Genomic DNA, 12,521 nt, shown 5'->3' with positions numbered 1-12,521 from the left:
CGACCGAACGCGGGGGTACCGGATCGTGAAGAGGGTTCTGGTGGGGATGGCGGCGCTGGCCGCGGTTTTCGGGCTCGTGGCGTGCTCCGGCAGTACGGCCGGATCGGCTGCCGGCGGCGGCGCGGTGCCCGCGGCGGCGAGCGTGCCCGTCTCGTCCTCCAGCGCGCCGACCAGCAGTTCTGCCCCGGCGACCAGCAGCAGCCCGGCGAGCACCAGCGCGAAGCCGACTCCGAAACCGACGCCGAAGCCCGCTCCCAAGCCGAAGGCCGACCCGGAGCCGAGCACCGCCGACGTCCCGTGCGCCGCGGCCGCCGCCGCTTCGGGCACCAGCGCCTGCGTGGACATTTCCGCGCACCGCGCCTGGCTGCTGCAGGACGGCAAGGTGGTCTACGGCCCCGTCTCGATGCTGCCCGGACGCAAGGGGCACGCGACCCCGACCGGCACGTTCCACGTGCTGTCCAAGGAAAAGCTGCACCTGAGCAAGCAGTTCGACAACGCGCCGATGCCGAACTCGGTCTTCTTCTACCCGGGCGACGCGTTCCACACCGGCAGCCTGAAGGTGTACTCGCACGGCTGCATCCACCTGTCGGCGACGTCGTCGCTGCGGTTCTTCAACACCCTGCACATTGGCGACGTGGTCCAGGTCGTGCCCTGACCGAACGCGTCACGGTCGAATAAATATCACCCGATAGAGGCAACTTCGTCCCCCTTCTGAGCGATTACCGGTCGCTGAGAAAGGGGTCCCGAATGGCCTGGCGCAAGCTCCGTTCCCTGGTGGTGGCCGCATTAGCGGTCGTCGCTGTCCCCACCGCGGTCACCGCCGTCGCCCCGGCGGCAGCAGCCGATACCCCGGCGCTGCCGCCGGGGTTCGTTGTGCGGGACCTGCCCACCGGGCTCGGGCAGTACGAGTTCACCGACTTCGCCTGGCTGCCTGACGACAGCGTGCTGGCGCTCGGCAAGTCCGGCGTCGTCAACTGGGTCCCGGCCGCGGGCAGCGGCGCGCCGAAGCGGATCGCGACCTTCCCGGTCGAGACGCAGGGCGACATGGGCCTCACGAGCATCGCGCTCGCGCCCGACTACAGCACCTCGCACCAGGTTTACCTGAACCGCTCGGTCTCGCTCGGCAACGGCCAGTACACGATGCGCGCCGCGAAGTTCACCGTGCAGCTCGACGGCGCGGGACATCCGTCCGGGCTGACCGGCGAGAAGGTGATTTTCGACCTGCCCGGCAGTCCGTATTACATCCACGGCCTCGACACGGTTTACCCCGCGCCGGACGGCACGCTCTGGTACTCCGTCGGAGACAACGGCGACGCGGGCAAGACCAACCCGGTCGCCTTCGTCGCGCAGGACCTCGATTCGCCGTTCGGCAAGATCCTGCACCTCACCGCGGACGGCAAGGGCGTGCCGAGCAATCCGTACTACAACGCCGCCGCGCCGGATTCCGCTCGCAGCAAGGTGTTCGCGAGCGGATTCCGCAACCCGTTCCGGTTCAGTCTCGACCCGAAGAGCGGGCTGCCCGTGGTCGGCGATGTCGGCTGGTACACGTGGGAAGAGGTGGACGTCGTGCAGCCGGGCGCGAATCTCGCCTGGCCTTGCTACGAGGGGAACCACTCGACGCCGGGCTATTCGGCTGACGCGCGTTGTGCCGTGGCGGTGAACACCCCGCCATTGTGGGACTACCAGCACGGCACCGGTCCGGCGCAGGGCAACAGTGTCACCGGCGGGATTGTGTATGGCGGCACGACTTATCCGGCCGCTTACCAGGGTGCGTACTTCTTCGGGGACTACGCGGGGCAGAAGATCTGGACGCTGCGGTACGACGCGCAGGGCAAGCTCACGCAGGCGCCCACGAGTCCCGCGCCGTTCCAGAACGTCGGCGGGGTTACCCGAATTTCCGCTGCGCCCAACGGGGACATCGTCTTCACTGACCTCAACTCCGGCGTACTGCGGCGGTTGAGCTACTCGACGAACAACGCTCCGCCAGTGGCGAAGGCTACTTCCTCGACGGATCCGGATACCCGCACAGTTTCTTTTGCTGCCAACGATTCGACTGACGCTGACGGCGACCCGCTCACCTATTCCTGGGACTTCGGCGACGGCAGCACCGGCACCGGGGTTCAGACCAGCCATCAGTACGGGGACGGCGCTTCATTCACCGCGACGTTGACGGTTTCGGATCCGCTCGGCGGGGTCGGGACCGCGAAGATCGCTGTCGCCCCGGGCAATCATTCGCCAGTGCTGGATTTGTCCGCGCCGGACAAGACTTTTGCGGTGGGTGAGCAGGTTTCGTTGTCCGCCAAGGCGACCGATGCGGAGGATGGCGAGCTCCCCGTCACGTGGACGTCGTTGATTCGGCACTGTCCGGATCTCGGCGCCTGCCACGTGCATCCCAGTGACGGTGCGACGGGGCCGACGTTGACGGTTCCGTTTACCGATCACACGGACTCGCGGATGGAATTCACCGCGACGGTCACGGACAGCGCCGGGGTGCAGGCGAGCAAGACGTATGTCGCATACCCGCGCCAGCATCGGTTGACGTTGGTGGGCACGCAGCCGGCCGCGTTGAGCATCCCGAGCGAGGGCGGCGTCAGCAGTGCGATGGTCACTGAGGGTGCGACGTTTGACGTGACTGCTGCGTTGATTGGCACCGACGGGGTTTCCAAGTTCACCGGTTGGCAGGGAGGTCCGGCTACCTCTTCGTGGTCGATCACCGTCGGCGCTGGTGATATGACGCTGACCGCCAACTACCTGACGGCGATCGATCAGCGGTATGCGGCGGAGCCGGAGTTGCGGAGTTCGATCGGCGCGCCAACGGGTCCTGAGGTCGTTGACGGGCCGGTGCGGTATCGGCCGTATGCGAACGGGCGGTTGTACTGGTCCGCGGCTACCGGGGTGCACGAGATCGGCGGGGAGATCCTGGCCCGCTATCTCGCGATCGGCGGGCATCAGGTGTACGGACCGCCGACGACCGACGAGACCCGGACCGCGGACGGGGTGGGCCGGTACAACCATTTGATCGGCACGCCGGGAAGCCAGGCCGCGGCTATTTTCTGGACGCCGTCCACCGGAGCGCATTCGGTCCAGGGGCAGATTCTGGTCAAGTGGGCCGCTCTCGGCTGGGAACGCGGGGTGGGGTATCCGACCACCGACGAATCCGGGACTCCCGACGGGGTCGGGCGGTACAACCACTTCACCAGTGGCTCGATTTATTGGACGCCTACCGGTGGCGCGCATCAGATCGGCGGGGCGATTCGGGACAAGTGGGCTTCGTTGGGTTGGGAGCGGGGTCTTGGTTACCCGACTACGGACGAGTCCGCGACGCCGGACGGAGTGGGGCGGTACAACCACTTCACGGTGGGCGGGTCGATCTACTGGACGCCGTCTACCGGGGCTCATCAGATTGGTGGGGCTATCCGGGACAAGTGGGCTTCGTTGGGCTGGGAGCGAGGGCTTGGCTACCCGACCACGGATGAGTCCGCGACGCCGGACCGGGTTGGCCGGTACAACCACTTCACGGTGGGCGGGTCGATCTACTGGACGCCGTCCACTGGGGCGCACCAGATCGGCGGCGCTATCCGGGACAAGTGGGCTGCTCTCGGCTGGGAGCGAGGGCTCGGTTACCCGACTACCGATGAAACCGGTACGCCTAACGGGATCGCCCGCTACAACCACTTCAACGGCGGTGGGTCGATCTACTGGAGCCCGCGTACCGGGGCGCACATGGTGCAAGGGGAGATTCGCAAGCGGTGGGCCGCTCTGGGCTGGGAGTGGGGTTATTTGGGGTTGCCTACCTCGGATGAGTATCCGATCAGCGGCGGTGCCCGAAGCGATTTCCAGGGCGGTTATGTGATTTACCGGTATGGAGTGACCACGAATTACCGGTGGTGAGTCGGCTCGGAGCTGCCGTCGGTGTCCTCGCCGGCGGTAGCTCCGCACCGGAGTTTCTTGTTACTGTGTCCGCAGGTCGTGACTGGCGTGTGAAGATGGATCACCATCGGGGAGCGACCTCGTCCACGTGACGTCGTGCCGTACGCCTGGGCTCTTGTGGGATCGAGATCCGGGAGACACGGCGATGGTTCAAGCTCTGGCTTTTTCGGAAGCGTCCTGGCACCGGCCGCGGCTGGTGGGAATCGTGAACGTCACCGCGGACTCGTTCTCCGACGGCGGCAGATTCCTGACCCCGGCGAACGCACTCGCGCATGCCCGCCGATTGCTGGCGGCGGGCGCGGACGTCGTCGAACTCGGCCCGGCGGCCAGTCATCCGGGCGCCGAGCCGGTGACCGCCGACGAGGAGATCCGGCGGCTGGACCTGGTCCTCGACCACCTGGTCGCCGACGGCGTCCCGGTGTCGGTCGACTCGTTCCAGCCCCGGACCCATCTGTTCGCCGCTTCTCGCGGTGCCGCGTTTCTCAACGACATCCAGGGATTTCCGGACCCTGAACGGTATGCGGAGCTGGCCGGTACCGGATGCCGCCTCGTCGTCATGCACTCGGTGCAGCGGCGGGGGCCCGCGACCAAAGTACGCACCGATCCGCAGGCAGTGCTGACGGCGCTGGAGCAGTTCTTCGACGAGCGGCTGGCCGCGCTCGAAGCGGCGGGCATCGAGCGCGAACGGCTGATCATCGATCCCGGGCTCGGCTATTTTCTCGGTGCCACGCCGGAACCGTCGCTGGCTGTCCTGGCGGCACTCCGCGCGATCCGGACCCGGTTCGACGTCCCGATCATGGTCTCGCCGTCCCGGAAGTCATTTCTGCGCGCGATCACCGGACGCGAGCTGTCGGAGATCGGCCCGGCCAGCCTCGCCGCGGAGCTTTATGCCGCCAGCCACAGCGTCGATTTCATCCGGACGCACGACGTCGCAGCGCTTCGGGACGCGCTCACCGTCTTCACCGCTTTGGACCAGTACGCAGGAGCCAGCCGATGACGCGCCTCGACACTGCTCGGATCCGGGCTGCTCGCCAGCGGATCGATCCCGCTTTCCTCGACTCTCCGCTGTTCCGTTGCGAAGCGCTGGAACGCGACCTCGGCTGTGCGGTGAGCATCAAGCTCGAAACAGCGAACCCGGTCCGCAGTTTCAAGGCGCGCGGCACCGAAGTCGTCGCCAGCGCGCTCGCCGACAACCATGCCTCCGCTGTCGTGTGCGCGAGCGCGGGAAATCTCGGCCAAGCCCTCGCCTGGTCCGGCCGCGGCCGGGGACTCGACGTGACCGTGGTGGCCTCCCGCTTCGCACCCGCCGCCAAGCTCGAGCGGATCCGTGCGCTGGACGCCCGGCTGGAACTGGTGGACGGCGACATCGAGACGGCACGCGACCGAGCAGCGGCCATCGCACGGCACGACGGCATCCGGCTGGTCGAAGACAGCCTGGACCTCGAGACCTGCGAAGGCGCGGCAACCATCGGCCTGGAACTGGTGGACACCCTGCCCGCGTTCGATGCCGTACTGATCGCTTTGGGCGGCGGGGCACTGGCAACCGGCGTGGGACACGTGCTCAAGGAGCGCGCGCCCGAGGTCGAGGTGATCTGCGTCCAGCCACTGGGCGCACCGGCGATGACGCGCTCCTGGCATCAGCAGAGCGTCGTCTCAACCGACTCGACCGACACCATCGCCGACGGCGTCGCTGGCCGCTTTCCTATCCCCGCAGTGCTGAATGACCTCCTTCTTGTCGCCGACGACGCCGTGCTGGTTCAGGAGGCGTCGATCATTGCTGGCATGCGGATGTTGTTCGAGCGCGCTGGACTCGTCGTCGAACCCTCAGCCGCGCTCGGCGTGGCCGCGATCCTCGAAAACCGAGACCGCTTCGCTGGACGGCACGTAGTCACGATTGTCTGCGGAAGCAACGTCGATGAAGCCGCTTACCGCCGCTGGATCGGGGCGGCTCCCGAGCACGGGTCTTGACGGTTTTCCGGAGACGGTTTCCGTGGCCGCGAAGGGATTCTGTGACGGCATAGTGGTGCGTGAAACACCCGTTGCGGCAGATTTCGTTGCCGCACAACCTAATCCGCAGCAGCTCGGCAATCTAAGCCGAGGCCGCCGCGACGCAGAACTCGCTCCCCTCCGGATCCGTCATCACCACATGCGCCCCTCGAATTCCGCCAGAATCTCCCGCCCGCCGACCCCAGGCGTCCAGCCTCGGCTTTGATCCAGGATCGCTAGCCGGGGCCCGGCCCACTTGCGGCGGAGGAGGTTCGTCGACATAACCGAGTGCCGTTTTCCAGAAACCCGCGAGGAGTTGTGCGTTGGTGCAGTCCAGGGTGAGATCGATGGTGGCAGTCATGCCGAAAAGCTACTGCGCACCACCGACAAAAACTCAGGCCAGATCAGCCGGACGGGTGCCGGTGGAGGCGAGCGGCAGGCCCAGCGCCACCCGTTCGGTCAGCCAGCTGCCCGGGCGGTAGCGGGGATCCCCGGTGCCGCGCAGAAGGCCGTTCAGGATGCGCAGGACCTTTTCCGGGCCGACCAGATCGCCCCACTCCAGGGGGCCGCGGGGGTAGCCCAGGCCAAGGCGCACCGCGGTGTCGATGTCGGCGGGGGCCGCCAGACCCTGGTCGGCGATGTAGCAAGCCGTGTTGATGATCGAGGCCAGGAGGCGTTGCGCGATGGGGGCGGCACCGTCGCGGACGACCGTCACCGGGGTTCCGGTGGCGGCCAGGGCGCCCCAGGCGGCGCGGCCGTAGTGCGGGTCCAGTCCAGGGTGGACGGACATGGTGAAGCGCGATTCGTAGCCGAGGGCGTCGATTCCGACGACGCGCGCGGCGGGCAGTTCCAGTTGCCGCGCAGCGTCCACAGTGGACTCTCCGCGCAGGGTCACCAGGAGAACCGTGTCGGGGTAGGCGTCCGGGACGACGTCGACGCCCGCTGCGGACAGGAGGCGGCCGAGGCGTTCGTCGGCGGCGTAGACCGGCATGGTCGGGGCGGGCGGAGCGGTGGGCTCCGGCGGGACCTCTTGTTTTCCGTCGACATAGCGGTAGAAGCCTTCGCCGGTTTTGCGGCCGAAGAGTCCGGCGGCGACGCGCGGGCGGGTGAGCCACGACGGGCGCAGGCGCGGTTCGGAGTGGAAGCCGCTCCAGATGCTTTCCAGCACCGCGTGCGAGACGTCCAAACCGGTGAGGTCCAGCAGTTCGAACGGGCCGAGTTTGAGGCCGAGGACGTCGCGCGCGATGCGGTCGATCTCGGCGGGAGCGGCGAGGGATTCGGAAAGGACCTGCAGCGCCTCGGTGTTCAGGCCGCGGCCCGCGTGGTTGACGAGGAAGCCGGGGGCGTCCTTCGCCAGCACCGGCTCGTGGCCCCAGCCGCGGACGAGTTCGAGGGCTTCGCCGGGCAGCCAGCCGGCGGTGCGCGCGCCGGGGATGACCTCGACCAGGCGCATGAGCGGGACCGGGTTGAAGAAGTGCAGGCCGATCATCCGCGTGGGGTCAGCGAGCCCGGCGGCGATTTCGGTGACCGACAGCGAGCTGGTGTTGGTCGCGAAGATCGTTTCGGGGCCGCAGATCTTCTCGAGACCGGCGAAGAGCGTCTGCTTCGTGTCGAGGTCTTCGCGGACGGCTTCGATCACCAGGTCCACCCCGTCGGCGGGGGCGAGCGGGCCGTCGACCGGGACGAGGCGTTCCTTCGCCGCGCGGCCGTTCTCCTCGCTCAGCTTCTCCTTGGCGACCAGCCGGTCGACCATCGCGCCGACGTGGTCGATCGCCGCGGCGACCGCTTCCGGCTGCACGTCCGCGAGTTCCACGGTGACCCCGCCGGTCGCGGCGAGCTGGACGATGCCGCGTCCCATCACCCCGGTGCCGATCACGCGGATCCTGCCGACCCGTCCGGCCCATCCCGTCACGTCGAACCTGCCTTTCGCTTTGGCGCCACGGCGAACTTACCCCGGACTACAGACCGACGAAGTCCGCCATCTGCCCGACGAGGTGCTCGAAGTACGCGTCCGCCGGGTCGACGCTGCCGACGTACTGGCCGAACAGCTCGAAATTGAGCGCGCCGAACAGCTGGGTCCAGGCTGCGATGGCGCGCATGACGACCTCGGCCGGCGCGTCGAGGTCGAGGATCCGGCTGAGCTGGTCGGCCTGCGCGCGCAGCTCCTCCGACATCGGCGCGGTGACCGCCGGCTCGTGCGGATGGGCGTCGCGCAGCACCGCGACCAGCGCGAAGGCCACTCGCCCGGCGGGGCCGACGGTGTCCTGCGGAGCTTGGTACCCGGGGATCGGCGACCCGTAGATGAGCGCGTATTCGTGCGGGTTCGCGCGGGCCCAGTCGCGGGTCGCGCGCCAGATGGCCCGCCAGCGTTCGCGCGGGTCGCCGGTGTGCGGGTCGGCCTGTTCGGCGGCCTCGCCGACGGCGTTGTACGCGTCGACGATCAGCGCGGTGAGCAGGTGATCGCGGCTCGGGAAGTACCGGTACAGCGCCGACGAGACCATCCCCAGCTCACGGGAGACCGCACGCAGGGAAAGCCCGTGCGCGCCGACGTCGGCCAGCTGACGGCGGGCCTCGTCCTTGATCTCGCGGGTCAGCTCGGCACGGACCCGCTCGCGGGCGGTCCGGGGTGCGGCAGTCATGCGATCAGTGTGCCTCGAAAGAGAGCGCTGCGCAAAATCGAGAGCACTGCTCTTGACGCGAGACGATCCATGGGTGTTCACTGTTCACAACAGAGAGCACCGCTCTCGCAACCTGAGGAGGACCCCATGACCAGCACCCGCTACCTGGAACCGGGCAAGGCGACCGCAGCGTTCAACGGCTGCGTCCGCTGGCTCACCAAGCGCGGCTTCAGCGTGTGGGGCAGCCGGGTGCTGGGCGTCCGCGGCCGCAAGTCGGGCGAACTGCGCGAGGTGCCGGTGAACCTGCTGCCGTTCGAGGGCAAGCAGTACCTGGTGGCCGCACGCGGCGAAACCCAGTGGGTGCGGAACCTGCGCGCCGCGGGCGAGGGCCAGCTGACCGTCGGACGCCGCACTGAGACGTTCACCTACCGCGAACTGCCCGACGAGGAAAAGCCCGCCATTCTGCGCCCGTACCTCAAGCGCTGGGCATTCGAGGTCGGCACGTTCTTCGAGGGCGTGGACGCGAAGGCGCCGGAGGAGAAGCTGCTCGAGATCGCGCCCGGCTACCCGGTGTTCGAGATCTTCACCCGGTGATCAGCGCACGCGTTTCCGGAACGTGGTGGCCGCGACGAGAACCACGCCGACGAGAAACGCGACCAGCCCGATCAGGAACCAGAGCTTCTGGCCGGTCATGAAACTGCCGGTCAGCACCCCGACGCCCTGCAGCACCCACACCGCGCCGACGAGCACCAGCACCACACCGCACGCCAGCGTGATCCACCGCTTCACGACCATCTCCTAGCTAGACGGAATCCCTTGAGGAGTGTCTCAAGGTTCCCCCTCGCGACCCGCCCAGCCCAGCCGGGATGCGCCAAATGAGGACCGGTCGACGATCCGCGCTCCGGCGGGGAAGGTACGTGAGGGGAACCCTGAGGGAATCAGATTCCCTCAGGGTTCCCCTCACGTACGTCGGCGAAAGCGCAGACCCGGCCTACCCCCGCCGACGAGGCTGCCCATTCCCAAACTGCTGCGCCTCCCCCAGCGAAGTAGCAGTAGCCGTAGCCCCCTGCACCTTCGCCACCACAGTCACGTTGTCCCCAGACTTAGGCGACCCGCTCTTCTCCGTAGAAGAATCCAACGTATAGCTCTGCTTATAACCATCCTTGCTAGTCAAAGTCACCGAAGTAGCACTGAGCTCGGTAATCGTCCCAGTCTGCAGCCGCTCAGTCACATACCCGCCAGCCGAATCCGCCACCACGAAATCGCCGTGCAGCGCATCCCGCAGCGCGGCCATCCCGCCCATGCCCCCGCGACCGGCGAACCCGCCGGGTCCGCCCGGTCCGCCCGGTCCGCCGAACCCGCCCGGCCCTTGCTGCGCGGTCGCGTTATTGCCGCTGGTCCCCGCCCAGATCGCCAGTCCACCACCGACCGCGATCACCACCGCGACGCCCGCCGCGATCGCGGTTTTCCGGCCGGACCACGCCTTGCCCTGGCCGCTGCCGCCGGATACGGGGGCAGGCTGCTCTCCCCAGGTCGCGCCCTCTGCTGGATCGGTCGTCATGGTCTCCTCCGGAACGTTCGCGCTTGTCTTTCCGAGCGTCGGGGCGGCCGCTGTGCGGAAGCTGTGCCGGACGTGGGGGACACCTGTGCACCCAGGCGGGGGAACGGCGCACAGGAAACACACAGCCGGCGCACAGGCCGACCTGAAGACGGGGCCCGAAGATGGCACCATGAGCAGTGTGAACGCCGCGTCTGCCGGCCGGGGCAAGGCCGAACTGCGCCGCGCGGACGGCAGCCCGGTCCGCGTGCTGGTCGTCGACGACGAGTCGACGCTGGCCGAACTCGTGTCCATGGCCCTGCGGATGGAGGGCTGGGAGGTGCGCAGCGCGGGCACCGGCGCCGAGGCGGTGCGCGTCGGCCGCGATTTCCGGCCGGACGCCGTGGTGCTCGACGTGATGCTGCCCGATTTCGACGGCCTCGAGGTGCTGCGCCGGATGCGCGCCGAAACGCCGTATCTGCCGGTTCTTTTCCTTACCGCCAAGGACGCGGTGGAGGACCGGATCGCCGGGCTCACCGCCGGCGGCGACGATTACGTGACCAAACCGTTCAGCCTGGAAGAAGTGGCGCTGCGGCTGCGCGCGCTGCTGCGCCGGGCGGGCGGGGTTTCCGGATCGACCGGCTCGCAGCTGGTGGTCGGCGATCTGACCCTGGACGAGGACAGTCGCGAGGTGCACCGGGGCGGCGATCTGGTGCCGCTCACCGCGACCGAGTTCGAATTGCTCCGCTACCTGATGCGCAATCCGCGCCGGGTGCTGTCGAAGGCACAGATCCTCGACCGCGTGTGGAGCTACGATTTCGGCGGCCAGGCGAATATCGTCGAGCTGTACATTTCCTACCTCCGCAAGAAAATCGACGCCGATCGGGAACCGATGATCCACACCATGCGCGGCGCCGGGTATGTCCTCAAACCCGCCGCGGGCTGAGCGCCGCCGTCCGTGGTCGTTGCGCCGCAGGCTGATCGTTCAGCTGGCGGCGCTGCTCGCGCTGGTCTGCCTGGTCGTCGGCGTAGTCACCGAGTTCGCGTTGAACAGCTTTCTCGTCGGACAGCTCGACGGGCAGCTGTCGGCGGCGAGCGACCGCGGGTTCCGGCACGGCGTTCCGCGACCGCCGATCAACGGTTCCGGCAAGCTGCCGCCGGATCCGCTGCGCGTGCTCGGCCAGCCCGAGGGGACGCTCAGCCTGGTCGTCCACGACGGCAAGGTCAACGGGCAGGTGATCGGCCCGTTCGGCCTCGTCCCGCTGACCCCGGAGCAGGACCGGGTCCTGCTCGTGCTCGCGCCGAACGGCCAGAGCCGCACGGTCGAACTTCCCGGGAGTCTCAAGAAATACCGCGTGGTCGCGACGTATTCGCCGCGCGGCGAGTTCACCGTGATCGGGCTGCCGATGAGCCGGGTCTCGGAAACGTTGTGGCGGCTGGGATTCATCTTCGGCGGCGTCGCGCTCGGCGGGATTCTCGTCGCCGGGTTCGCCGGTGCGGTCACGATCCGGCGCACCATGGCTCCGCTGGACCGGCTCGCCGCCACCGCTTCCCGGGTGTCCGAACTGCCGCTGGACCGCGGCGAGGTCGCGTTGTCCGAGCGAGTGCCCGAAGTGGACACTGACCCGCGCACCGAGGTCGGCAAGGTCGGTTCGGCGATCAACCGGATGCTCGGCCACATCGCCGAAGCGCTCGCCGCCCGCCATGCCAGCGAAAGCCGGGTGCGGCAGTTCGTCGCGGACGCGAGCCACGAATTGCGCACACCGCTCGCCGCGATTCGCGGATATGCCGAACTGACCCGGCGCGGCAGCGAACAGGTGCCGCCGGACATCGCGTTCGCGATGAGCCGGGTGGAATCCGAATCGGCGCGGATGACGACGCTGGTGGAGGATTTGCTGCTGCTCGCCCGGCTCGATTCCGGGCGTCCGGTCGTGCACGAGCCGGTCGATTTGTCCCGGCTGGTCGCGGACGCGGTCGCCGATTCGCACGTAGCCGGTCCGGAACACAAGTGGCTGCTGGAACTTCCCGGCGAACCGATCGCGGTGCTCGGCGATGCCGGGCAACTGCACCAGGTCGTGCTGAACCTCCTCGGCAACGCCCGCACGCACACGCCCGCGGGCACCACGGTGACCACCGCACTGTCCACTAGGGACGGATGGGTCACTTTGTCCGTTGTGGACGATGGGCCGGGAATTCCGCCGGAAATCCTGCCCGAGGTGTTCGAGCGGTTCGCGCGCGGCGACAATTCGCGTTCGCGCGCCGCCGGAAGCACTGGGCTGGGGCTGGCAATTGTCGCCGCGGTCGTGGCCGCGCATTCCGGACGGGTGATGGTGAACAGCGGTCCGGGGCGGACCGAATTCGTGGCCTCGTTCCCGCAATTGCGTGACGGTGCCAACACTCCTTAGCGAGCGATTCACAGCCCGCGCACAGCCCGGGCCGTGAGAATGACG

The 12,521-nt window shown here is 68.2% G+C and carries 11 protein-coding genes and 1 riboswitch; of the genes, 7 read left to right on the top strand and 4 right to left on the bottom strand.

Annotated features, from left to right (window positions below):
- Positions 1–25 precede the first annotated feature (25 nt).
- The 4 genes from EIZ45_RS05520 to EIZ45_RS05505 all read left to right on the top strand — a co-directional run bounded on the left by EIZ45_RS05520 (position 26) and on the right by EIZ45_RS05505 (position 5,898).
- Entirely contained in the window at positions 26–655 is a 630-nt protein-coding gene (locus tag EIZ45_RS05520; protein WP_134662087.1) for a L,D-transpeptidase, read from the top strand.
- A 92-nt stretch (positions 656–747) separates the two neighbouring features.
- Positions 748–3,891: a PQQ-dependent sugar dehydrogenase gene (locus EIZ45_RS05515; RefSeq protein WP_134662086.1), complete on the top strand. Its 3,144-nt coding sequence runs from the start codon at positions 748–750 to the stop codon at positions 3,889–3,891.
- A gap of 68 nt (positions 3,892–3,959) precedes the next feature.
- A riboswitch (ZMP/ZTP riboswitch) is annotated at positions 3,960–4,050 on the top strand.
- Positions 4,051–4,075: 25 nt separating this feature from the next.
- The gene (folP, locus tag EIZ45_RS05510; protein ID WP_134662085.1) at positions 4,076–4,927 is read left to right on the top strand and encodes a dihydropteroate synthase; all 852 of its coding nucleotides are present in this window, start codon (positions 4,076–4,078) and stop codon (positions 4,925–4,927) included.
- Positions 4,924–5,898 carry a threonine/serine dehydratase gene (locus EIZ45_RS05505; RefSeq protein WP_134662084.1) on the top strand — a complete coding sequence of 325 codons (975 nt, stop codon included), beginning with the start codon at positions 4,924–4,926 and terminating at the stop codon, positions 5,896–5,898. Before folP ends, EIZ45_RS05505 begins: the two co-directional genes overlap by 4 nt.
- Positions 5,899–6,310: 412 nt before the next feature.
- Here the strand turns inward: EIZ45_RS05505 and EIZ45_RS05495 are convergent, their stop codons facing one another.
- Positions 6,311–7,828, bottom strand: coding sequence for a 3-hydroxyacyl-CoA dehydrogenase (locus EIZ45_RS05495; protein WP_134662082.1), 1,518 nt, complete (start codon positions 7,826–7,828; stop codon positions 6,311–6,313).
- A gap of 46 nt (positions 7,829–7,874) precedes the next feature.
- Positions 7,875–8,555, bottom strand: coding sequence for a TetR/AcrR family transcriptional regulator (locus tag EIZ45_RS05490; protein WP_134662081.1), 681 nt, complete (start codon positions 8,553–8,555; stop codon positions 7,875–7,877).
- 126 nt (positions 8,556–8,681) lie between these two features.
- Between EIZ45_RS05490 and EIZ45_RS05485 the strand changes: the two genes are divergently transcribed.
- Positions 8,682–9,128, top strand: a complete 447-nt coding sequence (locus EIZ45_RS05485; protein WP_043834565.1) for a nitroreductase family deazaflavin-dependent oxidoreductase — start codon at positions 8,682–8,684, stop codon at positions 9,126–9,128.
- Here EIZ45_RS05485 and EIZ45_RS05480 read toward each other — a convergent pair whose 3' ends face one another.
- Together EIZ45_RS05480 and EIZ45_RS05475 are read right to left on the bottom strand one after the other, a co-directional pair.
- On the bottom strand, positions 9,129–9,323 hold the full coding sequence (locus tag EIZ45_RS05480) for a hypothetical protein (protein WP_037809354.1): 195 nt from the start codon (positions 9,321–9,323) through the stop codon (positions 9,129–9,131).
- 202 nt (positions 9,324–9,525) lie between these two features.
- Entirely contained in the window at positions 9,526–10,095 is a 570-nt protein-coding gene (locus EIZ45_RS05475; RefSeq protein WP_134662080.1) for a hypothetical protein, read from the bottom strand.
- 169 nt (positions 10,096–10,264) lie between these two features.
- On the opposite strand from EIZ45_RS05475, the gene EIZ45_RS05470 reads away from it, so the two are divergent.
- Positions 10,265–11,017 carry a response regulator transcription factor gene (locus EIZ45_RS05470; RefSeq protein ID WP_043834561.1) on the top strand — a complete coding sequence of 251 codons (753 nt, stop codon included), beginning with the start codon at positions 10,265–10,267 and terminating at the stop codon, positions 11,015–11,017.
- Positions 10,992–12,476 carry a cell wall metabolism sensor histidine kinase WalK gene (locus EIZ45_RS05465; protein WP_037808514.1) on the top strand — a complete coding sequence of 495 codons (1,485 nt, stop codon included), beginning with the start codon at positions 10,992–10,994 and terminating at the stop codon, positions 12,474–12,476. Before EIZ45_RS05470 ends, EIZ45_RS05465 begins: the two co-directional genes overlap by 26 nt.
- Positions 12,477–12,521: the final 45 nt, after the last annotated feature.

It is taken from the genome of Amycolatopsis sp. CFH S0740 (genome assembly GCF_004522315.1).
GTDB classification, from domain to species: domain Bacteria; phylum Actinomycetota; class Actinomycetes; order Mycobacteriales; family Pseudonocardiaceae; genus Amycolatopsis; species Amycolatopsis nivea.
Note: the sequence above shows the minus strand (reverse complement) of the source record. Positions and strands in the feature narration are given on the sequence as shown.